Source organism: Psychrobacter sp. Choline-02u-9, assembly GCF_002836505.1.
GTDB lineage: Bacteria > Pseudomonadota > Gammaproteobacteria > Pseudomonadales > Moraxellaceae > Psychrobacter.
In genome coordinates this window covers 214874-238596 of record NZ_PJBF01000041.1, presented here as the reverse complement: position 1 = coordinate 238596, position 23723 = coordinate 214874, and the positions used below count along the sequence as shown (strand labels likewise).

Annotated in this window: 18 protein-coding genes; 9 read left to right on the top strand and 9 right to left on the bottom strand. The window is 43.5% G+C overall.

Translation table 11 applies throughout. The annotated features are described in order from the left end of the window. Window positions 1-120: 120 nt before the first annotated feature. The 4 genes from mnmG to ispF form a co-directional block, all read right to left on the bottom strand. Entirely contained in the window at window positions 121-2016 is a 1896-nt protein-coding gene (gene mnmG, locus CXF69_RS03560; protein ID WP_101204814.1) for a tRNA uridine-5-carboxymethylaminomethyl(34) synthesis enzyme MnmG, read from the bottom strand. 600 nt (window positions 2017-2616) lie between these two features. After that, window positions 2617-3165, bottom strand: coding sequence for a hypothetical protein (locus CXF69_RS03555; protein WP_101204813.1), 549 nt, complete (start codon window positions 3163-3165; stop codon window positions 2617-2619). A gap of 267 nt (window positions 3166-3432) precedes the next feature. Beyond that, window positions 3433-3783, bottom strand: a complete 351-nt coding sequence (grxD, locus tag CXF69_RS03550) for a Grx4 family monothiol glutaredoxin (protein WP_057759647.1) — start codon at window positions 3781-3783, stop codon at window positions 3433-3435. 257 nt (window positions 3784-4040) lie between these two features. Continuing rightward, entirely contained in the window at window positions 4041-4544 is a 504-nt protein-coding gene (gene ispF, locus CXF69_RS03545) for a 2-C-methyl-D-erythritol 2,4-cyclodiphosphate synthase (protein ID WP_101204812.1), read from the bottom strand. A 260-nt stretch (window positions 4545-4804) separates the two neighbouring features. On the opposite strand from ispF, the gene mnmA reads away from it, so the two are divergent. Further along, window positions 4805-6031, top strand: a complete 1227-nt coding sequence (gene mnmA / locus CXF69_RS03540) for a tRNA 2-thiouridine(34) synthase MnmA (protein WP_101204811.1) — start codon at window positions 4805-4807, stop codon at window positions 6029-6031. A 212-nt stretch (window positions 6032-6243) separates the two neighbouring features. Beyond that, window positions 6244-7635, top strand: a complete 1392-nt coding sequence (gene purB / locus CXF69_RS03535) for an adenylosuccinate lyase (protein ID WP_101204810.1) — start codon at window positions 6244-6246, stop codon at window positions 7633-7635. Between the two features lie 213 nt (window positions 7636-7848). On the opposite strand, the gene CXF69_RS03530 is transcribed toward purB, so the two are convergent. After that, entirely contained in the window at window positions 7849-8034 is a 186-nt protein-coding gene (locus CXF69_RS03530; RefSeq protein ID WP_057759633.1) for an NF038104 family lipoprotein, read from the bottom strand. Between the two features lie 190 nt (window positions 8035-8224). Here CXF69_RS03530 and CXF69_RS03525 point away from each other — a divergent pair, with 190 nt between their 5' ends. Then, entirely contained in the window at window positions 8225-9397 is a 1173-nt protein-coding gene (locus CXF69_RS03525) for a cupin domain-containing protein (protein ID WP_101204809.1), read from the top strand. A 192-nt stretch (window positions 9398-9589) separates the two neighbouring features. Here CXF69_RS03525 and CXF69_RS03520 read toward each other — a convergent pair whose 3' ends face one another. From CXF69_RS03520 to CXF69_RS03510, 3 genes are all read right to left on the bottom strand, one after another. Further along, entirely contained in the window at window positions 9590-10282 is a 693-nt protein-coding gene (locus tag CXF69_RS03520) for a 1-pyrroline-5-carboxylate dehydrogenase (RefSeq protein ID WP_101204808.1), read from the bottom strand. Window positions 10283-10293: 11 nt separating this feature from the next. Next, the gene (gene putA, locus CXF69_RS03515; protein ID WP_101204807.1) at window positions 10294-13557 is read right to left on the bottom strand and encodes a bifunctional proline dehydrogenase/L-glutamate gamma-semialdehyde dehydrogenase PutA; all 3264 of its coding nucleotides are present in this window, start codon (window positions 13555-13557) and stop codon (window positions 10294-10296) included. A 739-nt stretch (window positions 13558-14296) separates the two neighbouring features. Beyond that, entirely contained in the window at window positions 14297-15592 is a 1296-nt protein-coding gene (locus CXF69_RS03510; RefSeq protein WP_101204806.1) for an NCS2 family permease, read from the bottom strand. A gap of 621 nt (window positions 15593-16213) precedes the next feature. On the opposite strand from CXF69_RS03510, the gene tolQ reads away from it, so the two are divergent. The 5 genes from tolQ (at window position 16214) to CXF69_RS03485 (ending at window position 21803) form a co-directional block, all read left to right on the top strand. Continuing rightward, window positions 16214-16936: a protein TolQ gene (gene tolQ, locus CXF69_RS03505; protein WP_101204805.1), complete on the top strand. Its 723-nt coding sequence runs from the start codon at window positions 16214-16216 to the stop codon at window positions 16934-16936. Further along, window positions 16933-17391: a protein TolR gene (gene tolR, locus CXF69_RS03500; RefSeq protein ID WP_101204804.1), complete on the top strand. Its 459-nt coding sequence runs from the start codon at window positions 16933-16935 to the stop codon at window positions 17389-17391. Before tolQ ends, tolR begins: the two co-directional genes overlap by 4 nt. 88 nt (window positions 17392-17479) lie before the next feature. After that, window positions 17480-18487 carry a cell envelope integrity TolA family protein gene (locus CXF69_RS03495; protein WP_101204803.1) on the top strand — a complete coding sequence of 336 codons (1008 nt, stop codon included), beginning with the start codon at window positions 17480-17482 and terminating at the stop codon, window positions 18485-18487. A gap of 136 nt (window positions 18488-18623) precedes the next feature. Further along, window positions 18624-19916, top strand: coding sequence for a PD40 domain-containing protein (locus CXF69_RS03490; protein ID WP_101204802.1), 1293 nt, complete (start codon window positions 18624-18626; stop codon window positions 19914-19916). 480 nt (window positions 19917-20396) lie between these two features. Next, window positions 20397-21803, top strand: coding sequence for a nucleobase:cation symporter-2 family protein (locus CXF69_RS03485; protein WP_102078477.1), 1407 nt, complete (start codon window positions 20397-20399; stop codon window positions 21801-21803). A gap of 142 nt (window positions 21804-21945) precedes the next feature. On the opposite strand, the gene CXF69_RS03480 is transcribed toward CXF69_RS03485, so the two are convergent. Continuing rightward, a complete protein-coding gene (locus tag CXF69_RS03480; RefSeq protein WP_057759606.1) occupies window positions 21946-22611 on the bottom strand; it encodes a TetR family transcriptional regulator C-terminal domain-containing protein in 666 nt (221 codons plus the stop codon). A gap of 523 nt (window positions 22612-23134) precedes the next feature. Between CXF69_RS03480 and uraD the strand changes: the two genes are divergently transcribed. Further along, a complete protein-coding gene (uraD, locus tag CXF69_RS03475) occupies window positions 23135-23656 on the top strand; it encodes a 2-oxo-4-hydroxy-4-carboxy-5-ureidoimidazoline decarboxylase (RefSeq protein ID WP_101204800.1) in 522 nt (173 codons plus the stop codon). Window positions 23657-23723: the final 67 nt, after the last annotated feature.

Genomic DNA, 23723 nt, shown 5'->3' with positions numbered 1-23723 from the left:
TACATGTGACTTTCTTTTAAAACTAACGGTTTTTTTGACAAACAAAAGCCCGTAACGAAATGTCGTTACGGGCTTTTTAACTATAAGTGCTTTATTATAAAAGGCTTTATTGCATAGCTATTATGAGTCCAATGCAGCTTTTGCTTTTTTATGCTTTTTAACCGTCATCGCCAATAACTGAATGGCGGCAGGTGTAACCCCACTCACTCGTCCGGCTTGGGCTAAAGTCGAAGGACGGACTTGCGTGAGTTTCTGTACAATCTCATTTGATAGTCCAGATACGACGCTATAGTCAAAGTCCATCGGTAGTGCGGTATTCTCGAGACGTTTCATCTGATCGATGTCTTCTTGCTGGCGATCGATATAGCCTGCATATTTAACAGAAATCTCTATCTGCTCACCTACTTGTGGATCAACAGTTGAGTCCGTGATAGCCGCGATATCAGCAAAATGTATTTGCGGACGCTTTAGCAAATCAAAGGCAGTCGACTCTTTAGACAGCACTTCACCTGTTTGCTCGGCTACTTGCTTACCTAAAGCATTAGCAGGCGTGGCCCACATATCTTTTAGGCGTGAAGTTTCTGTCGCGATAGCTTCCATTTTTTCTTGATAGGCTTGCCAGCGTATATCGTCTACTAGACCTAGCTTACGACCAGTCTCTGTCAAACGCTGATCGGCATTGTCTTCACGTAAGAGCAAGCGATATTCTGCACGGCTCGTAAACATACGATACGGCTCGGTAGTACCGTGGGTAATCAAGTCATCGACAAGCACACCGAGATACGCTTCATCACGGCGTGGTGTCCACGTGTCAAACTCGCTATTATTAGTGGTGACCAATGCTGCGTTTGTACCTGCCAATAAACCCTGCACGCCCGCTTCTTCATAGCCCGTCGTACCATTGATCTGGCCAGCAAAATACAGACGATCGATAGATTTCGTTTCTAGCGTTGGTTTTAGGTTTTGCGGATCAAAGTAATCATACTCAATCGCATAACCTGGACGAGTAATATGGGCGTTTTCTAAGCCTTTCATACTATGAATAAAGTCTAACTGCACATCAAATGGCAAACTGGTTGAGATACCATTTGGATATAGCTCATGCGTGGTCAGACCTTCTGGCTCGATGAAAATCTGATGGCTGTCTTTATCCGCAAAACGATGAATTTTGTCTTCGATAGATGGACAATAACGCGGACCCACACCTTCGATTTTGCCAGAGAACATCGGTGAGCGGTCTAAATTTTCGCGAATAATATCATGGGTGCGCGCATTAGTATGGGTGATATAGCAGTTGACCTGCTCAGGATGCATAGACACATCACCCATATAGCTCATCACTGGCAATGGCGTATCACCCGGCTGTACAGTCATCACGCTGAAATCAACACTACGCGCATCGATACGTGCCGGCGTACCTGTCTTCAGACGACCAACTGGCAGTTTAAGCTCACGTAAACGATCTGCCAATTTGATAGAAGGCTGATCCCCTGCACGGCCACCATTTGAATTCTCTAAACCAATATGAATGACACCGCCCAAGAAAGTCCCTGAGGTCAATACGACTGTTTCGGTCTTAAAGACAATACCTGTAGAAGTCACAACAGCCGTTGCACGACCATTCTCTACCAAGATATCATCAGCGGCTTGCTGGAATATATCTAGGTTTGGCTGGTTCTCTAGCGTATGACGGATAGCCGCTTTGTACAAGATACGATCTGCTTGCGCACGCGTGGCACGAACGGCAGCCCCTTTACGACTATTTAGTACGCGAAACTGGATACCCGCTTTGTCCGTTGCCAGCGCCATTGCACCGCCTAGCGCATCAATCTCACGCACTAAATGCGATTTACCAATACCGCCAATCGCAGGGTTACAACTCATCTGCCCGAGCGTCTCGATATTATGCGTCAACAATAAGGTCTGTGCGCCCATACGTGCAGCCGCCAGAGCAGCTTCTGTGCCAGCATGACCACCGCCGATCACTATCACGTCGTAATGTTTTGGGTATTGCATGTGTGCCTCACTTGACTCATAACGCTGCTGATTGCCATATCCTATGTTCAAATAAGAGAACAGTCAGCAAATAAACGTCAGTCGAATTTATAAAAAGGTAACGACTCAGATAAGTCGTTCATAATTGGTTAGGGCGTGTTCTTATTTTGAAAATGGTGATAAAAATGAGGTAAATTGCAGCCAAACAAGGAAAATAGCGCAGATAATATCAGGATACTAACCAGCTATTTGACATAGTTTGGCAATATTTAACCATTTTTAGCCCATCCAGATGCTTTTGTTCAGATTAAGGACACGCCCTGAATAACCCATAATTATAACAATTTTTTGATACTTAAAAAACGTTAGAACAAAAACTATTAAAATTAAGCGAAAAGTTCTCCACTCTGGTTACTGTCTTGTTAGTTGTTGACTTACTAGGGCGTGTCTTTATTTCAAAAATGGTGATAAAAATGAGATAAATTGCCGTCAAACAAGAAAAATAGCGCAGATAATATCGGGATATTAAACAGCTATTTGACGATGTTTGGCAAGATTTAGCCATTTTTAGCCCATTTAGATGACTATCGGATGAATTGAAGACACGCCTTAGTTACTGTTTTAATCATCATTTTGATTATTGTTGCCAGGGCTAAGCGGTACGATCTGATCTGACTGCCCACTAGACAGCATATGATGGCTACCATACCCTTCTGGATTGATCTGTAGATAGGCGTTCATTTGACCAATCGCTTCACCATCATCACTCGCCAAAATCTGCGCTTTGATGAGCTCAACTGGCGGTAATGGTAAGTTTTTGAGCAATGCTAAACGCTGATGGTTATCACCCTTGTTGACTACCAATTCGATAAGCTGACGGGCATCGATTGGCAAATCTGGTGTGTTCTGTGCTAACAGTGCCAAATGATAAGCACCTGCAGGATCTTGGTCTACAACGATGCGCTGCTCGATAGCCACATATGTCGCTTCAGTTGCACCGCCCGCCACACTAAGCTGATGAATACACTTAAGTGCTGAGTATGACTCAGTATTAGCAATCTCAATAATGCGTGTAGATTCATTTTTTAAACGTTCACGGCGTTTTTCGATCATTGCCTGTTCAGCCGCTTCTCTTTGCTCATTTAATTGTTCGCTGGTTTGGTTATTCATAAAGCTCTCTTACTCATCTGATAATTATTATTTATATCGCTGGTATCTTGGACACTATATGGGGGTAAATCCTATAAAAACAACGAGGCCTAATGACATAGGCGCGTGGAAACACTAATAGGGACAATAATAAATACGGTACTAACGATACTAATAGCGACAATAAAAAAACCCAAATAGCCATCAAATGACTACTTGGGTTTGCTGTGCTCGTGTCTTGCAAAGGCTAATTGGACATTAAAGACATCCAATTCACACTTTCAAGTATTAAGCAGCAGGGCTGTTTGCTTCAACCAATGGCTTTAGCTCGCCTGATTGATACATTTGTAAGATGATGTCTGATCCGCCCATTAGCTCGCCATCAATCCATAACTGCGGGAACGTTGGCCAGTTAGCGATTTTTGGCAACGTTGCACGAATTTCTGGGTTTTCTAAAATGTTTACAAACGCAAATGGACGACCAATCTGAGTCAACACTTCGATAGAGCGCGCTGAAAAGCCACACTGTGGAAATTGCGGTGTGCCTTTCATGTAGATAATGACTTTATTGTCACGGATTTGATCACGGATCAATTGTTCAACGTCGTTTGCAGCAGTGTTTGGGGTTTGCTCACTCATAAAAGCTCCTATTGATAAAGCGGTTCATTAAAATGATTATTGGTGGTGTTCTAAAAAGTATGCTGGCGATAGAAGCCAATAAAAAATCTATGCTAAGTTCTCTGATTCTATAGGGCTTTCAAGGCTTCAAAAACTGTTCAAGTTTTAATCAGCATACTTTTTGACACACCACCTGATTATTTATATAAAAATAATTGTATAAAGACGTGGCTGATACATGGGGCGACTGCCGCTGTATTACAAGCACGAATTTCGATCTATGTAGGTTCAACAGTATTAGGGACTAATAATACCACGGCATTGGCCATGATGCCCTCTTGACGACCCGTAAATCCCAATTTTTCAGTCGTGGTCGCTTTTACACTGATATTGCTAATATCTGTTTGTAAGTCGCTAGCGATATTAGCGCGCATTGCTGGATTATGCGGCGCTAACTTTGGACGCTCGCACATTACCGTAATATCAGCATTACCTAGGCTATAACCAGCCTCTTGCACTTTACTATAAACATAACGCAGCAATACTCGTGAATCCAATCCAGCATGTGCCGCATCGGTATCGGGAAAATGCTGCCCGATATCGCCAAGTGCTAAAGCACCAAGAAGCGCATCAGCCAATGCGTGCAAGACCACATCACCATCAGAGTGTGCCAGCAAACTGTGAGTATGCTCAATAGGCACGCCTGCTAGAATGACATATTGTTGCTGCTGACCATTATTATGAAAAGCATGAACATCGATACCTTGACCAATTTTTATCATTATTATTCCAAGATGAGTTAAAGGTGATTAAAATAATTCAAAACCACTATCTGAATTTTCAAAGTGGTTTTACTAGTAGCCAGACATCATCGGTCGCCACCAGTTTCAATTAACTGGTATAATATGGTGTTTATTTTATCATAATACCAGATCCAAAAGACAAGCTGACGTTGTGGTGCTAAGACTACGTATTGTAGTGATTGCATAATTTTTAGCGTCAATATGTACTTTGGATAACGTATAAATAGTTGAGCCGTTTTATGTCAGCCATACAAGATACTTCAAGCACAACCGTTTCTGAGTCTTTTAATGCTCATCGCCCTTTAACACTTGCTGATGTCGAAAATCCTAGCACCAAGCATGTGATTGTCGGTATGTCAGGTGGGGTCGATTCTTCTGTATCAGCCGTATTACTTCAGCAGGCAGGCTTCAAGGTCGAAGGCTTGTTTATGAAGAACTGGGAAGAAGATGACGGCACCGAATACTGTACGGCGATGGATGATCTAGCAGACGCGCAAGCCGTATGTGACAAAATCGGTATGAAGCTGCACACGGCCAACTTTGCTATGGAATACTGGGATCGCGTATTCGAGCACTTTTTGGCGGAATATAAAGCAGGACGCACCCCAAACCCTGATATCTTGTGCAATAAAGAAATTAAGTTTAAGGCGTTTTTGGACTATGCGTTGACCCTTGGGGCAGATTATATCGCTACAGGTCACTACACGCGCCGCAGTGTGAACTATACCAATGCTGAAGGTGACGAGGTTGCTCAGCTCTTACGCGGTCTTGATAACAATAAAGACCAAAGCTATTTCTTACATGCGGTTGGCGGTGACAAAATCGCCAAAACGCTATTTCCTGTTGGTGAGCTTGAAAAGCCAGTGGTACGTCAGATAGCTGAAAAGCATGACCTAGCGACGGCTAAAAAGAAAGACTCTACGGGTATCTGCTTTATTGGTGAGCGCCGCTTTAAAGACTTCTTGCAGCAATACCTGCCTGCCCAAAAAGGCGAGATACTTACTGATGATAATAAAGTCATCGGTACTCATGATGGCCTCATGTATTACACATTGGGTCAACGCGGCGGCATCGGCATTGGCGGGGTTAAAGACCGTCCTGAAGAACCGTGGTTTGTATTGGCAAAAGACTTAGAGAAAAACCGTTTAATCGTCGGTCAAGGGCATGAACATCCCATGCTAATGAGCAACGAGCTAAAAGCCTATAAGCTTGATTGGATTGATGGTTTACCACCTGCGGATGTGTTTAGCGACGAAGGTCTAGCCTGTATGGAAAAGTCTCGCTATCGCCAGCCAGACCAAGCGTGTCGCGTATTTGCGATCAATGCTGATGGCAGCGAAGTGCGTGTGGTATTTGATGAGCCACAGCGCGCCGTCACCCCTGGTCAGTCAGCGGTATTTTATATCGATGAAGTATGTCTGGGCGGCGGCGTGATTGAATCTATCGATGCACCTTGCGGATTTTAATTGATTCCTAAGACCCAACCTAAAGCACAGATGTTGACGCAGTGAATAACATAATTTTAACGAACGTCAACATCGCTTTATTTGCATAGACCGCTTTTTTAATATTATATTTCTGCTATATTACGCGCAACGATTTCGACGTCGTTTATTATATGGTAATTTTTTATCCAGACTCTTGCAGTTTTTTATTTCATAACTACTGAGGCATAACCATGACCCCACTTACCGCTCTCTCTCCAATTGATGGTCGTTACGCATCAAAGGCTGACAGCTTACGTCCTTATTTATCTGAATTTGGTCTAATCAAAGCTCGCGTTACGGTAGAGATTCGCTGGTTGCAGTCTTTGGCTGACAACAGCGCAATTGGTGAATTAGCAGCATTTGATGACCAGACCAACGCTTTTTTGAATGCAATCGTTGATGATTTTAGCGAAGCAGATGCCCAAGCTATCAAAGACATCGAAGCGACGACCAATCATGATGTAAAAGCGGTTGAGTACTTTATCAAAGACAAGTTCCGTGGTCAGGATGCCTTGATTGACTCACTTGAGTTCATTCACTTTGCCTGTACCAGTGAAGACATCAATAACCTATCGTATGCATTGATGCTCAAAGACAGCCGCGAGCTGGTCGTTGCGAAAATGCAGCAAGTGACTGATAGCATCGTCGACTTATCTATTGCTCATGCTGATCAGCCAATGCTATCACGCACACATGGTCAGACAGCCAGTCCAACGACATTGGGTAAAGAGATGGCAAACGTGGCCTACCGCCTAGCCCGTCAAATCAAGCAAATCAATCAAGTAGAGCTATTAGGTAAAATCAATGGCGCCGTTGGTAACTATAATGCGCATTTTTCAGCGTATCCTGACGTCGACTGGCAGAGCCATGCTGAAGCGTTTATCAATCAGCGTCTTGAGTTAACGTTTAACCCTTATACGACTCAAATCGAGCCACACGACTATATCGCTGAGTTGTTTGATGCCGTTAAGCGCTTCAATACCATCTTGATCGATTTTAACCGTGATATCTGGCAATATATTAGCTTAGGCTATTTCAAACAGCGCCTAAAAGACGGTGAGGTTGGCTCTTCTACCATGCCGCATAAAGTTAATCCAATTGACTTTGAAAACTCTGAAGGTAACTTAGGCGTTGCCAATGCGATGCTAGCCCATTTGGGTGAGAAGTTACCAATTTCACGTATGCAGCGTGACCTATCGGACTCAACAGTGTTGCGTAATATCGGTGTTGGCCTAGCCCAAAGCATGATTGCGTTTGACGCTTGCTTAAAAGGCGTGGGTAAACTTGAGCTAAATGCACAGCGTTTAAATGATGATTTGAATCAAGCACAAGAAGTGTTGGCAGAACCGATTCAAACGGTCATGCGTCGCTACCGTGTTGAAAACCCGTATGAAAAGCTAAAAGCCTTGACTCGTGGTAATGCCATGACTCGTGAAGCCATGCTAACGTTTGTCGAAAGTGATGAGCTATCAGCAGTTAGTGATGTGGACAAAGAACGTCTACGTGCATTGACGCCTGCTACTTATATCGGTAATGCCGCTGAGCAAGCACGCGCTATTAAAGAATGGATTGCCAAGCTTTAATAGCTAATAAGAGCATACTGATAATGGAATCAGTCTAGAAAGGTAGGAGCGCCTAGTATTATTTACTCGCTCCTATCTTGATAGTAATTTTATCTTATTCACTTATTATCTTAATAGCTATTGTCTGAATAAACAGTAACCTTACTTTGAATACTATGACTGGTTTTGATTCGATTGCTTTTGATTCAAAACCCATAGTCGATAAGTAAGGTTTTATTTTTTATCATCATCGTCATCACTGTCGCCCGGTATGATGGCTTTACCCACAGCAACGGTTCCTTTGACCACGCCTTTGGTAGTTTTATAAGCGATTTTTGCGGGTACTGTGACAATTTTATGGACACAGGCCTGTAGCAAAAATACGCTAGCGATGATGACAACAAAATGCAGCTTTTTCATAACGTTCCTACGATTGAGTGGGTGCTCTGCTGACAGCTATTATTTTGATAATCGTTATTGCTTATATGTACTATATAAACGTCACCAAAATAATAGACATCAAATAGATGACAATCTTAAACTATTAAAACCTTCCTATAAAGCATCCCTTATTATTAATCTTGTACACCGCCAAAATATGGATTTATCAATGACTTCTATTCCTCTTTGTTTACCCGACTCTATCACGCCTAAGCAATTCCTGACTAAATATTGGCAAAAGAAGCCACTGCTTATTAAGCAAGGGTTGCCGCAGCTAGTTGATATGTTTGAGCCAGATGACATGATTGGTCTTGCACTTGAAGAAGATGCTAGCGCAAGACTGCTGACACAAGCAGCCAGTAAAAAAGAAGGTCAGGCACAGTGGCAACTCAAAAAAAGCCCACTGAGTGAGACTGATTTTGAAAACCTACCAGAGCAATGGACCGTATTGGTACAAAATCTTGAACAATGGTCACCAGAACTTGGTCAGTTGTGGCAAGCATTTGACTTTATTCCGCAATGGCAGCGCGATGACATCATGGTCTCTTATGCGCCAGCAGGTGGGTCGGTTGGTAAACATTATGACGACTACGATGTGTTTTTGGCACAAGGCTATGGCTCTAGACGTTGGCAACTAGGCAAATTCTGTGATGACCAGACAGAGTTTGTTGCTGATGAGCCGCTGCGTTTATTTGACGACATGGGCGAACTGATCTTTGATGAGATACTAGAAGCAGGTGATGTCCTTTATGTACCGCCTAAATTATCACATTTCGGTGTGGCACAAGATGACTGTCTGACTTTCTCGTTTGGTTGCCGCCGTCCAAACCTGATGCAAATCATCGATAGTGTGGCCGATATTGCGACTAATGACAGCAAGCTATTTATCCCGATGCTACTACCGCAAGCACTACAAGCGTCAGGTGAATTGCAAGCAGATAGTATTGCCGCTATCAAGGCGCAATTGCTGGCGATGCTACAGTCTGATCGCGGTGATGACATGATTCGCCAAGCAGTCTCTGAGGTGGTTAGTAAGCGTCAATATGATGCGCTGATGCCAGAAGAGACGTTAGATACCGATGAGCTAATGCAAGCGCTATCAGAAGGGGCCACATTGCAGGCGGACTATAGCAACCGCCTACTCTATAGCCAGACCACTGATGGCACCGTGCTATATGCCAATGGTCAACGTATCGATGGGCTCGATGAAGCGGCGATAGCATTACTAGTACGCTTGGCCAATGGTGAAGCATTACAACATAGAGACGTCACCGATGTTGATGCAGATGATTTGAGCGAATGGCTAGAGAACGGCTGGGTATGGGTGGATATTGCCGAATAAAATTCCATAATCAAATTTCAGCCAAACAGCGCAAATAAAAAAAACCGCTATCTGATAATTACTCAGATAGCGGTTTTTTCTTATACATCTTATACAGTTACTAGTTTGGCATTTATAGCGCTACCAAACACGGCTTAGTCTTTATGAAAGTTGGTATAAAAGCTAAGCGGATTCGTAATTAATGCAGTTCTTCTACTCTGTACCAAGCTCAAGCAAGCTCGCGTTACCACCGATTGCTGTGGTATTGATAGTCTTGACTCGCTCAGTGACAAAACGATGCAGATAATCAGGCGTTAGCATTTCTGACAAACCTTCCATATCAGTGACACTGATAACCTGTGTCAAAATACCGTCAGTATTGGCAAGCTCTTGACTGATAGCTTGCACTTCGCTGCGGCTACCAGAGACAGCCACTTGTGCTAGACGATCGATATATAAAAGCGTGACTGTTTGCGAATCGTTAGCCACACTCAATACATCTTCGCTGATACCTGTGTCGTGCAGTATCTTAGCAGCTTCATTACACATCTCATCTTGGCTTGGGCAATGCAATATAACTTCATTACCTGTCAACAATGCCGCGATAAGCTGACCTAATACTGCCATGGCTCTAGCAGTTTCGCCACCGATGACCATCGTCTTACCACGACCAGTCACATACAAGTCATTGGACTCGCCTGTTGCCCCTGTCATACGATGCATCTCATCCAAGCTAGGCGCAGCGCTCAACAAATGGTTGAATAAACGCTTTGCTTTATTAGCGTCACCAGTGAGCAATGCCAGTTTTGGAATGGCTGCTTGTAGATACGTTGCGCGGTTGACTGCGCCGAGTAATCGCCAAGATTCACAAACCTGGGCATGATTTTTTTTGAATTCAGTCGCCATGTTGCTACTCCTTATGCGAGTTCTGTTTGAGTGGTAGTTTGGGTTTCAGTTGCTGTCATATGAGCAGCTGACTGTTCAGCATTGACTGATTCTGAGCTAAGTTGCATGAGACGCGCGACATAGTGCGGGCCACCAGCTTTAGGACCAGTACCAGATAGACCACAACCACCAAATGGCTGTACGTTTACGACCGCGCCGATTTGGTTACGGTTGATGTAAGTGTTACCGACAAATGCGCGGCGCTCAATGTGCTCAACAGTATTTTCGATACGGCTATGGATACCTAACGTCAAACCAAAGCCTGTATTGTTGATGGCATCAATCAGCTTATTCAAATCACGCGCTTGATAACGTAGTACGTGTAGGATTGGGCCAAAGTGCTCACCACCGATCACATCGATGCTCTTCACTTCGATTGCGGTTGGCAATACAAAAGTAGACTTCTCTTGACTGACGACTGAGCTTGAGCTCATCGGCGTCTGTGCCAAAATAGTAGCAGTCGGCTCAGCACTCATACGTTCGATGTGCGCCTCTAAACCATGCTTAGCATCCGCATCAATTACTGGACCTACATCTGTCGCAGCATATAGAGGATTACCTACAGACAGCTCAGCCATATTGCCTTGCAACAGCTCGATTAAATCATCCGCCATCTCTTCTTGTACACACAATATGCGACAAGCTGAACAACGCTGACCTGCTGAACCAAATGCTGATAGTACCGCATCTCTAACGACTTGCTCTGGCAGTGCTGTTGAATCAACGATCATTGCGTTTTGACCGCCAGTTTCAGCGATAAAGACCGGCAATTCGCCACTGTTTTGTGCATGATCATTTAGGCTTTGGTTGATACGTTGGGCTGTTTGAGTAGAACCTGTAAATATCACACCTGCGATATTATCAGCAGCCGTCAAAGCACCACCTACGTCGCCTGCACCAATGACCAATTGCAATGCTTCTGCAGGTATACCCGCTTGATACATCAACTGGGCACCAAAGTGAGCTACCAAACTGGTTTGTTCAGCAGGTTTCGCTACTACGGTGTTACCTGCAGCAAGTGCAGCTACAATCTGTCCCGTATAGATAGCCAATGGGAAGTTCCATGGACTGATACAAACGAAAGTGCCACGTGCTTTATACACTTGACGAGACTGCTTACCAGCCAAGTCTGTGAACTCATGTACGACGTCATCTAGACGCTCTGCTTCGTCAGCATAGAAACGACAGAAATCAACGGCTTCTTTGATTTCATCGATGCCATCTTGCATGGTTTTACCCGCTTCAACTTGGCATAGTGCCATTAGCTCAGCGTAGTTCTCTTCGTATAGCTCAGCAATCTTACGTAATATCTCAGCACGCTTAGCTGCTGGTACATTTTTCCATACATCTTGACCAGCAACAGCAACGTCAATCGCTTGGCGAGCCACTTCAGCATTGGCATAAGTTACTTCACCAGCACTAACTTCATGATTCCAAGGCGCAAGTACAGTCTGCTTATCAAGCTGATTCGTTTGACCATCTACTTCATAGGTATCAACAGCTTTACCATTAATAATAGAGGTTGCTGACCATGTCTTATGCAGATGGCTATCAATAGCTGATTTGAACGGCAACCATTGTGACTCTACAAAGATATTAGGGCCAAAACTTGCACGACGTTCACCGTAAATCTCTAACGGTAACGGGATGTCTGGATTGTGCAATGTTGCATTACCAAGCAGCTTGTCGTATGGATGCACTGTTAGCTTTTCGATTGGATAAGACTTGTCTAGCAACTGATGAACAAACGAGCTGTTGGCACCGTTCTCAAGCAAGCGGCGTACCAAGTACGGTAGCAAGTCTTTATGTGCACCTACTGGCGCATAGATACGTACAGGAATCTCATAAGCTTGCAAAATATGATCGTAAAGTGCATCGCCCATGCCGTGCAGACGTTGGAATTCAAAGTCTCTATGTGCACTCATGGTCATGATTGATGACAGTGTATGCGCATTATGCGTCGCAAACTGTGGCCAGATTAGACCGCGCAGATGGTCTGACAATAAGAAGCGCGCACAAGCAAGGTATGCAGTATCCGTACCTTCTTTACGTGTCCAAACGGGATAGCCTGATAGACCTTTTTGCTGAGCAAGTTTGATCTCAGTATCCCAGTAAGCGCCTTTTACTAGACGTACTGGTATACGATCACCGACTTCAGTAGACAAACGAGCCAGCCATGCTAATACAGCGATAGCACGTTTAGAGTACCCTTGTACAACGATACCTAAACCATCCCAGTCCGCCGTTAAATTATCACGGTACAAAGACTCAAACAGTTTTAGAGAAATCTCAAGGCGATCTGCTTCTTCAGCATCAATACTGATATCGACATTGACTTCACGTGCCGCTTCAATCAATAGCAGGCAGCGCTGACGCAATAAGCCCATTACTTGCGCTTCTTGCGTGGCTTCATAGCGAGGATGTAGTGCTGATAATTTGATAGACACTGACGGCTTTGGCATGCCTTCTTTGACTTTTACGTTGGCCGTAGCTCTGATCGCATGTAGATAGTCATTGAAGTATTTTTCCGCATCTTTATGCGTGATCGCCGCTTCACCTAACATATCAAATGAATAGGTATAGCCTCTATTACGATATGGTTGGCTGTTTTTATTGGCGTCTTCGATGGTCTCGCCCAATACAAACTGATGGCCCATGATACGCATGGCTTTTTGCATCGCACTGCGAATGACAGGCTCACCCATCTTCTTAGTCATGCGATCCAAGAAACCTGATGCAGTGGTGCTGCTGTCAATACTGACAACGCGACCAGTCATCATCATGCCCCAAGTAGAAGCATTGACCATAAAGCCATTGTCATTTTTGATGTGCTTTTTCCAATCTGCCACACTCATTTTGTCATGAATCAACGCATCAGCCGTATAGTTGTCTGGCACACGAATCAAGGCTTCTGCCAAGCTCATTAGCAAGATACCTTCTTGGGTATCGAGGCTATACTCAAGCAATAATGAGTCAACCATCTTGACGGCTTTACCATCATTACGTACGTGCTCGACCAGTTTGCGCGTTTGCTCAGCAGCAGCATCGCGTTCTTCTATACTGGGTTTGGCAAGTGGCAATAACTCAGACAACCAACGTTCTTCATCTGCGCTATATAGTGGCGAAATACGTTTATTTAGCGCTTCTGCTGACTGGGCGAGATACTCAGGCGACAGCATATCAACAGGATTAAACAAGATCGGCTCTTGCGGGGTAAACTGGTCTACTGGGTTCATAATAACTCCATAACTATCGTTTAAAAACCATAATAAATGGTGCTTTAGGAAGTCTGATCGTCCTGTATAACTGCTCATAACCGCTATCAAAAAATAGTGGTTATTGACGGATATTCACAGCAATAATCAAAAGACCAAACGGCGCCATCACAAAACTAAAAATCCAGCATAGGCTGGAGACGGTTAAGTAGGTCGTTCGACTGTTAAACGGGCTACGTTAACAATACAAAGGCAACAACGAAAAGCTAAGCGGCATTAGTGCCTTCTTCTTGTTAGTAGTGAAAGGAGTGTGATGACCAAATATCACCTTATTGAACCGAAAAATCGCTCTAATAATTACAAATCTGTCATCTTTGATGATGCTAATTCACTGTAAGAAAAACCTCTACGGCGTTGATTGAGGTGATGCGCTTAACTCGGCTATAATATCACGAAATTTTTTTTCAAACTAACGAAATTAATCATTTTCAAATAATTAATTTCTATCTAAATAACAATAACTTACAAGCAATTTACTGACTATGACTCTTTGGTTACGTTTTTTTGTTTGCTATTGCCTATAGTTTGTCATCACGCTGCTTAACACTAGTAACAAAAATACCAAACATTAGCATCGAGCATACAGGGCTTAGATCAAGACGATAGGCTTATTTACTGACAAAGAAAAACCCTCCTTGTCATCAAATGATAAGGAGGGTTTCTTGTTTAAGACGCTATTAATGTCTTACTACACGTTGCATTATAAGAAAATAATCTTGAACAACAATATAGCAGTCAAAATCCAGACAGCGATACTGATATCTGCAAACTTACCTGCAATTGCTTTTACAGCCGTAAAGGTAATAAAACCAAGTGCGATGCCGTCAGCGATAGAGTATGTAAGCGGTGTGAATAGCAATACCACGACCACTGGTGCTGCTTCTGTTAAGTCGCTCCAGTTAATGTCCTTTAGGGTACCCATCATAAGTACGGCTACATAAAAGATAGCGCCAGCCGTTGCATAAGCTGGAATCATACCTGCTAGCGGCGAGAAGAAAATACTAAACAGGAATAGCACACCTACCGTAACAGCCATTAAGCCTGTACGGCCACCTGAGGCAATACCAGAGATACTCTCAATATAGCTAGTCGTCGATGAAGTACCTAGTAAAGAACCCGCTACTGTCGCTGTTGAATCAGCAAGTAGTGCTTTGCCCATGTTCGGGATATTGCCATCTTTGTCCGTTAATTTTGCTTGGCTAGTGGTAGCAATCAAAGTACCAGCAGTATCAAACAAATCGACAAATAAGAAAGCAAAAATCACACTGATCATGCCCACATCAAATGCACCAGCAATGTCTAACTGCATCAGCGTCGGTGCAATAGAAGGCGGTGAAGAGATGATACCTGTGAACTGTGTATAGCCCATTAATAAGCTAATCAGTGCAACCAATAAAATACCAATGGTTACCGCACCTGGGACTCTCTTGTAAGACAGACCAATGATAACAACAAAACCTAATGAAGCCATGACAGGACCGAATGATGTCATGTCACCAAGACCAACTAAAGTTGCATCATGATTGACGATGATGCCTGCGCTTTGCAATGCAATAAACGCCAAGAACGCACCAATACCAGCAACTACGCCGTTCTTGAGGGATGTTGGAATAGCATTAATAATTGCTTCACGAATCTTAAATAGACTCAATAGTACAAAGATACAACCTGACAAAAACACCGCACCTAGCGCGGTTTGCCATGCGTAGCCCATACCAAGCACCACACCATAGGTAAAGAAGGCATTAAGACCCATACCTGGTGCGAGCGCAACTGGTAGTCGGGCGTAGATACCCATAATGAAACAACCTACTGCTGCTGCTATACAGGTCGCTACAAATACGGCCCCTTTATCCATACCTGCATCGGCTAAGACGTTAGGGTTGACAAAGATAATATAAGCCATCGTCAAGAACGTGGTTATACCAGCGATGATTTCTGTTTTGATCGTGGTATTTTCACCATTAATCCCAAAATAGCGTTCAATTGCATTCATAAGTGTCGCCCCCGACTGGCTAATAAAAAGTCATCATTACCTAAAATTGAACATGACCTCAGCGAAAAAATAACGATGCCACAATAAGAATAATGTAGTAACAAAGCGTAACATATTAGACCAGTTATCTTACAAACTCAATCGTTGATAATGTCTATCTCGTACAAAATAGGATTTTGAGAGACTTCAAGACTATCGGTCAGAAAAGCCACATGAAAAGCTATATATAGTCATGCTGCTCGACGCTATTCGAAAAACTACTTTCTACTCGTCATTGAGGAAATATTCGGTTTGAGTCATAAGTTTTAGGTAATAAGTATTTGCTCGGTCATTATCCATGTTATCCAACTAACTATTGAATGAATCAGTAGTAGCCCAACTAAATAGTCGTTTAACACATTAATAATGACCTTTTTCTCATTTAGAAGTAAACTAACAGGCTATTATGTTGATGTCTCAGTGGTTGGACTTATGATCAGAGGATCTTTATCAAACAAGATTTTTGATATCAGTACTATCTTGAGAATTGAGCAAGAAAGCGTGAGTATTATTTTTAGGGTTCGTTTGGTTTGGATGTCTTTATTTAAACCAGCTGTTGTCAATTATCCGTGAGTCCATTACATGCCTGAATCATTAAATATTATTGATCTTATTACCCAAGCCAGTCTATTGGTACAGATTGTGATGGCGTTATTGCTATTAGCCTCTTTGTTCAGTTGGGTCATTATTTTCCGTATGAGTGCGCGGCTCGGTACAGCCAAAAACTTTGATCAACAATTTGAGACTTGGTTTTGGTCAGGCGAAGACTTGGCCAAACTATATCAAGGCATTCAAGGCTCTCCTGATCGTCAGGGACTTGAGCAGATTTTTTATGTGGGCTTTTCAGAATACCTAAGAATGCATAAAAAGCGTCAACCTAAAGACGACATTATCGATGGTGTTGAACGCAAGCTACGCGTCGGCCTAGGTCGCCAGCAGCAATTGCTAGAGTCGGGACTGACGACGCTAGCCAGCATTGGCTCCGTTGCTCCGTACATCGGATTGTTCGGTACAGTGTGGGGCATTATGAATGCCTTTTTGGGACTGTCGCAAACTGAGCAAGCTACCCTCGCCTCTGTCGCTCCCGGTATCGCCGAAGCACTGATTGCCACAGCCATGGGTTTGTTTGCCGCTATCCCTGCGGTATTGGCATACAACCACTTCACAGCAAAATCGAGCCAACTATATGACTCGCGTGCCTTATTTTGTGATGAGATGACGGGCATGCTGCAGCGTGAGACCAGCGTACAAGCACCTATTAGCAAAGAAACCCAAGTTAATGCAGGTCAGGTGACAGGGCTATGAAACCAAACCCCTACGGCCGTGAAAAAAAAGCTCTTAATGCAGAAATGAACGTCGTACCTTACATTGACGTCATGCTGGTGCTACTGGTGATCTTTATGGTGACAGCGCCGATGCTGATTACAGGCGTCGATGTTGATTTGCCAAAAGAACAAACCAATACCATGAGTCAAAGCCAATTACCTGTGATTGTTTCTTTGACTGACAAGGGTGATATTTTTATCAGTTATGAAAGCAATGTTGACGTGCCTGTAAGTGAGCCTGAGCTGATTAATACATTATCTAACCTACAGTCTCAGAGCGATAATAGTAATGCTGAGCCAGTACAGGTGATGATCAATGCCGATCAAAACAATCAGTATGGTGCCATCATGACGCTCATGGCAACTTTGCAGCAAGCAGGTATCGAAAAAGTTGGGTTACTGACCGGTGCGCCTCTACCCACGCCTTCTTTATAGTGATAAATATCCTTTAGTAAACGTTTCATATCATAATAGCTAATCCTAGTAATCAATCTGACAAATCACGTTCATGAGTATCCTTACCATGCATAATGCTCCTGCCGTCTATGTACCTACCGAACCAGAAAGCAACGGGCTAACACTGCCGACGTTGCTAAGCTTACTGGCGCATGGTCTTATCATCGGCATACTGGTTTACAACTATCAAACCATTGAGGTCGAGACTGCTGGTAGTATTGAGACGGTCATGGTATCTCCTGAGCAACTTGCTGAAATGCAAGGACAAATATTGGCCAACCGTGCAGCAGCCAGCGCAATGCAGATGGATAGTAGCACTAGCGACTCGTCTAGTAGTGCCCAGCCAGAAATATCTGGTAGTAGCGTAAGTGCGCAAAATCAAAGTCAGTCAAGCTCTCAGCGCGTGCCTGTATTTACACGATCTGAGGAACCCGCTGGTCAACCCATACTGATGAGCGAAGACCATCAACAACGTTTGCTTGAGCAAAATCAAGAATATGAGCGCAAAATGGCTGAGTGGGCAGCACAATTAGACGAGTCAGCCATGGAAGAGCTTGACCAAGTCGATCAAAGCAAACGCGACCAGCTCATAGAAGAACAAAAAAGACTGGGAGAGTTTCGTCAAAAGCAGAACAATCCACCAAAGATAAAACGTCCCACTGCTAGCGATCGCAATATTGAGATTGATACTGCCGGCTCTGGCAATGCAGGGAAAACTTTTAGCCTGTCAGATGGGCAATCTACTATATCTGGTGATACGTCAACCTCTAGTACGTCCAAGGGTAGTAGTCGTTCTGCATCCAGTGGCAGTCGCGGTGCTAGCAACAGCGAAATCATCAATTTAATCAAGCGCAACTATACGCCGCCTACCGCCGCGCGAGGCTCTACTCAACGTGCCATCTTGACCATCACTGTCAATGAAAATGGCGATGTGATCAACGTGACGGCCTCTGGACCTGATAACACGGTCAACGAAGCGGCAAAACAAGCGGTACTCAATACTGGCAGTCTCCCGATTGATGCTGATGACCCTAAATACCCGACTTTTACCATACAGTTTAAAGGCAGCAATTAATCAGTTGCTAGGTTCTTATAATATTGGTAACGTGACGTTAAGCGGCTTGTCTCGCATAGGTTGCTGCCTCATCTAGATGCTTGTCTCATTAAATAAAAAATGAATATCATACTAATTTTAGGAGCTCCCTTTACTCATGCGTACCCACAAAAAACTACTAGTCTCATTACTCGCCAGTACCTCAGCATTGCTAATATCGCAAAGCGTGCTCGCTGCACCTGTTGTACTAGAATTGGACTATGAGATTCCTGTTCAGCAAAACCAAGTTGCGTTTGTATCGTTTGCGGGTGACTCTGTCTTATCACCGATTATATTAAATGACTTGAGTAAAACCGAGCTAAAAGTAACCAATCAAGATCTACCACAGCAGCCGCACAGCAGTAAAGAGCTGACAGGTACATTACCCGTTTGGCAAAGCATGGGCATACCGTATCTGGTTGTCGGCAGTACGCGTACCAATCGTGGCAAAATAATCACCGATTATGAAGTCATCGATGTCAAATCTGGTCGTGTGATAGAAGGCAAGCAAAGCCTAACCGCCGACAATAATAGGGAAAGTATGCGTTATGCCGGTCATGTCATCGCAGACAAAGTGTACGAGCTGATTACTGGTATTCCAGGGGATTTCTCAGGACGCATTGCTTATATTGAAGAAACAGGAACTGGCAAACAAAAGATCTCTCGTCTCAAAGTAATGGATGCTGATGGCGAAAACGCTAGAACCATTACTGAAGTGGCAGGCTCTATCTTCTCACCAGCATGGTCACCTGATGGCAACCGTATCGCCTACTCGGTACAACGTGAGAAATCATATCCTGTTATCTATGTGCAAAACGTCAGTGGCGGCGGTGCAACTGCTCTGACGCCTTTTTCAGGTAGTAACCTAAGCCCCTCGTTCTCTCCTGATGGTAGCAAGATATTATTCTCTAGTAGTTTTGAAGGTAGCGCTGATATCTATGAGATGAGTGCCAGCGGCGGTACACCTAGAAGGCTTACCAATTTACCAAGCAGTGAAGTACAACCAAGCTATGCACCAGACGGCAAATCTTTCGTTTTTGTCAGTGATAAAACTGGCTTTAACAAGCCGCAAGTCTATCGCTACGAGTTTGCCACGGGACAAACCATTAAAGTTTCAAATGGAGGTTATGCGACCAGTCCACAGTTTAGCAGTGACGGTACACAAATTGCCTTTTTGAGTGGACGCTCAGCGGCTATTATGAATAGCAATGGTGCTATCACTACCAATCTTGGCAATACAGGTATCGACGAAGCTCCAAGCTTCTCACCAAACGGTAAACGCGTGGTCTACGCATCGACCCAAGGCGGCAAAGGGGTGCTGACCATCAAATCTCTCAATGGTGGCGAAGCGTTTGGTAAATCAGGGCAAGGCGTTATCCGCTCACCCGTATGGTCATCAAGCCCAAAGTAGCAATTTTGGTTATAGTAGAATAAATATCAAGTAAGCAAAATTGAAATGCCCCAATCATAGTCGTTATGGTTGGGCTTTTTTTTGTTTAAAAAACAGCAATAGATATAACGATAGGTCTTAGTACTTATTCGTTCTCAATGGTCAGCACCCCTCTTCTTTGATCTGCTTTCCAATGTTACCTAACCCTCCCTCCTTCGTAACAAACCTGTAAACGCACTAGTATCAAAAAAAACATTGCAATGATTTGTATTTTACCTATAGCCTAAATAGACCTGACTAATTGGTCAGGTTGTTCAAATATTAGCCAACATATATTAGCTATTTTCATTGTTTATCTTACAGACGGATGCGTATCCTATTGTTTACATCGATAAAAAACAAGTCAAGGATTGGGTTAAGACTTTGATCTCGTGATCTACCACATTGTCTGATATCTACAGTCAAGCGGGTACTAAGCAGTTATTTTAGGAGGAAACCACCATGAGTGAAAACGTTCCAGCGAATACCGACTTACTGTATAGACTGCATGACCGTCCTACCCCCATCAAAGCATTTTTAGGTGCTATACAGCATGTACTTGCAGCGTTTGTAGGTATCATCACACCCTCTCTTATCATAGGTGGCACATTAGGTTTAGGAGAGCATATCCCCTACCTTCTCAGTATGTCATTGATAGTATCTGGCGTTGCAACCTTTATTCAGACCCGTAAAGTAGGTCCTGTTGGCTCTGGTCTCATGGCGTTACAAGGCACCAGCTTTGGATTTCTGGCAGCGGTACTGACAGCAGGGTTTGTGGTAAAAAACCGCGGCGGTGGCCCAGAAGAGATTCTATCAGTTATTTTTGGTGTTTCATTTCTCGGTGCATTTGTTGAGATATTTTTGAGTCAATTTATAACCAAACTCAAATCTTTTATGAGCCCCATTGTTACAGGCTGCGTGATTGTCACGATTGGTTTGTCATTAACTAAAGTAGGTCTGACTGACTTAGCAGGCGGGTTTGGTGCTGAAGATTTTGGTAGTATTCCGAACTTACTTTTGGGCGGTGGTGTGCTGGCAAGTGTCGTACTGATTAGCATCATCAATAATAAAGTCATTCGCTCAAGCGCCATCTTTATCGGCTTGATACTCGGGCTTATCGCTGCCGTATTTATGGGCCGTATTGATTTTTCTCTGGTTTCTGAAGCGGCTTTTTTTACGGTGCCAATCCCATTTAAATATGGCTTTGGTTTTGATTGGCAGGCCTTTATTCCCATTGCCTTTATGTACATCATTACCAGTATTGAGACTTCAGGCGATTTGACGGCGACCTCAATGATATCAGGTGAACCGATCAAAGGCCCTCTTTATGAGAAACGCATCAAAGGCGGTGTACTAGGAGATGGTGTTAACTCTCTGATTGCGGCGGTATTCAATACCTTCCCTGTGACGACCTTTAGCCAAAACAATGGTGTGATCCAAATGACGGGTATTGCCAGTCGCTACGTGGGTTTCTATGTGGGCGGCATTCTATGCCTGATGGGGCTATTCCCTGTCCTTGGTGCTATTTTTACGCAGTTACCGAAGCCTGTTGTTGGCGGCGTCACGCTACTGATGTTTGCGACGGTAGCGACTGCTGGTATTCGTATCTTATCTACCGTGCAATTTACGCATCGTAATGTCTTAATCATTGCCACCTCGCTAGGTCTGGCAACGGGTATCGCCTTTGTTCCTGACGTACTGTCACAAACGCCACAGTTCTTTCAAAATATCTTTGGCTCAGCAGTAACGATGGCAGGGATTGTGGCAATCACGCTTGATATGATTTTACCCAAAAACTATGGCATCGAGTTTGATACTAAAGCACAGCACGCAAAAGACAACTTAGAACCAACGCAAGAAGTCGCTTAATGCTAAGCGAAAGCTAGGGTTAAATATATCGAAGTGTTTAGCATTAAGCGAGGTGCACAGAAAAATAGAAACAATCTGTGCACTTCGCTGATTAAGCACCTGACTTATTAAATAGGAACCTTGTCAAATAGCTATCTTGTTATCATTCAAGGCCACAGCCTTTTAAAATAAAAGGCACCAGAAAGTCTGCCGCACGCGCTTCATCTGCTGCGTCATACGCCGTCTTATCCATCAATCCAACGATTTCAATCTCGAATTCAGCATAACGTTGGGTAGTCGCCCAAATCAAAATCAGTAGTTGTAGAGGATCAGTAATCCCAATTTTTCCTTGCTTGTGCCACTCTTTCATTACCTGCGCTTTATCGTGTACCCACTCCTTCATCGTAGTGGACATAAATTCATGCAAATGCGGTGCACCACCGATGACTTCAATCGCAAATAATTTATGGCGACTTGGATTGACAAATGCCTGATGTAGCTTGGTACGGACGAATTTTTCGATGACTGTTTTTGGGTCGCTATCTACTGTCATGGTTACCAAGCCTTCATTCCATTCTTGAATGATCGAGCGTAGCACTGCCATGTAGAGGTTTTTTTTATTTTTAAAGTAGTAGTGAACATTGGCTTTAGGTAAGCCTGCTCTATCAGCAATGCCCTGCATCGTAGCGCCGCGATAGCTCTGAAGCACAAACTCTTCTTCAGCTGCCGCTAAGATAAGCGCTTGATTCTGTGCGCGAATGGCTTGTTGGCTACGGTGCGAGGGCGTATCAGTCACTGAGGTTTCTTCCTTTTGATTGTTTTGAGTCATAGCAGTGGTATCTCACTCTAAGAGACAGGTTCGACAAAATAGTCGCTATATTTTGCTATGTATTCTTATATAAACACATAGATTTGAGCAGCATAACCTGTTAAATAAAAATATTTCGCACAAAACAGTTGACCAATTAGTCAGGTTTTAGCAAAATGGGAACTGTAAATCAATTACGCCGTCATTAACTACCTCTTGCCAGACGTTTTAGACGGCCAAAATATCAGTGTTTCCTTAGCAAATCTGTTTCATATTGTCAGTTCACTATAACTTGAAATTATGCAAAGCGTATATAAGCGCCAAAGCTCTGACTACGAACACATAGATTATCGACTTTTGATTTTATGCAAATTAATAGCGATTAGCTTAATCAAAGCAGCCATAAAACTGAAACAGCCGCTGCTTATCAAGATTACTGCTTATACCTGTAAGTTTATGCAAATAACCATAAGGTATAAACCTCTATCAAACATTTATCGCCCGACACAGATAACGGGCTACCCTATTAGAAAAGGATGTCATCGTGAGCTTAACCTTAGCGCAATTCAACGATTTATCACAAGAAGTCGCCATCGCTCAGCTATTGACTTGCTGCACCAGTAAAAGCTGGGCTTATAAGCTTGCAGACGCCCGCCCTTTTGTAGACGTTGATGCACTGCTAACAAGTAGCGACGCTATCTGGAACAAAGTACAAAATGATGAGGCTAACTTATTAGAAGCGTTTGATGGGCATCCACAAATCGGCAACGTAGCATCTCTAAAAGAGAAATACCGCAACACACAAAGTAGCGCCGCACACGAACAATCAGGCGCTAACGATGCAGCAGACGAAGTCCTCGAAGCACTTGCCAAAGGAAATCGCGACTATCTTGATAAATTTGGTTTTATTTTTATTGTCTTTGCGACGGGTAAAAGCGCGCAGCAAATGCTGGATCTACTATTAGCGCGCTTGCCTAATGATCGTGCCACAGAGCTTGCCAATGCAGCCGCTGAGCAAAATAAAATTACGCGTCTACGTTTAAACAAACTACTAGACAATGCTTAGACAGGCAAATAGTAGTCGCAGAGTTAGACTAGCATTTTTATCCTATTTATATTTCTCACAAATTTAA

Excerpts from the sequence above, each read along its gene's own strand:
- CXF69_RS03530 (WP_057759633.1), bottom strand. The coding sequence starts at position 8,034 with ATGAAAAAGCTGCATTTTGTTGTCATCATCGCTAGCGTATTTTTGCTA.
- CXF69_RS03480 (WP_057759606.1), bottom strand. The coding sequence starts at position 22,611 with ATGACTCAAAACAATCAAAAGGAAGAAACCTCAGTGACTGATACGCCC.
- CXF69_RS03485 (WP_102078477.1), top strand. The coding sequence starts at position 20,397 with ATGAGTGAAAACGTTCCAGCGAATACCGACTTACTGTATAGACTGCAT.
- mnmG (WP_101204814.1), bottom strand. The coding sequence starts at position 2,016 with ATGCAATACCCAAAACATTACGACGTGATAGTGATCGGCGGTGGTCAT.
- tolQ (WP_101204805.1), top strand. The coding sequence starts at position 16,214 with ATGCCTGAATCATTAAATATTATTGATCTTATTACCCAAGCCAGTCTA.
- mnmA (WP_101204811.1), top strand. The coding sequence starts at position 4,805 with ATGTCAGCCATACAAGATACTTCAAGCACAACCGTTTCTGAGTCTTTT.
- purB (WP_101204810.1), top strand. The coding sequence starts at position 6,244 with ATGACCCCACTTACCGCTCTCTCTCCAATTGATGGTCGTTACGCATCA.
- CXF69_RS03510 (WP_101204806.1), bottom strand. The coding sequence starts at position 15,592 with ATGAATGCAATTGAACGCTATTTTGGGATTAATGGTGAAAATACCACG.
- CXF69_RS03495 (WP_101204803.1), top strand. The coding sequence starts at position 17,480 with ATGCATAATGCTCCTGCCGTCTATGTACCTACCGAACCAGAAAGCAAC.
- CXF69_RS03555 (WP_101204813.1), bottom strand. The coding sequence starts at position 3,165 with ATGAATAACCAAACCAGCGAACAATTAAATGAGCAAAGAGAAGCGGCT.
- tolR (WP_101204804.1), top strand. The coding sequence starts at position 16,933 with ATGAAACCAAACCCCTACGGCCGTGAAAAAAAAGCTCTTAATGCAGAA.
- ispF (WP_101204812.1), bottom strand. The coding sequence starts at position 4,544 with ATGATAAAAATTGGTCAAGGTATCGATGTTCATGCTTTTCATAATAAT.
- grxD (WP_057759647.1), bottom strand. The coding sequence starts at position 3,783 with ATGAGTGAGCAAACCCCAAACACTGCTGCAAACGACGTTGAACAATTG.
- CXF69_RS03520 (WP_101204808.1), bottom strand. The coding sequence starts at position 10,282 with ATGGCGACTGAATTCAAAAAAAATCATGCCCAGGTTTGTGAATCTTGG.
- putA (WP_101204807.1), bottom strand. The coding sequence starts at position 13,557 with ATGAACCCAGTAGACCAGTTTACCCCGCAAGAGCCGATCTTGTTTAAT.
- CXF69_RS03525 (WP_101204809.1), top strand. The coding sequence starts at position 8,225 with ATGACTTCTATTCCTCTTTGTTTACCCGACTCTATCACGCCTAAGCAA.
- CXF69_RS03490 (WP_101204802.1), top strand. The coding sequence starts at position 18,624 with ATGCGTACCCACAAAAAACTACTAGTCTCATTACTCGCCAGTACCTCA.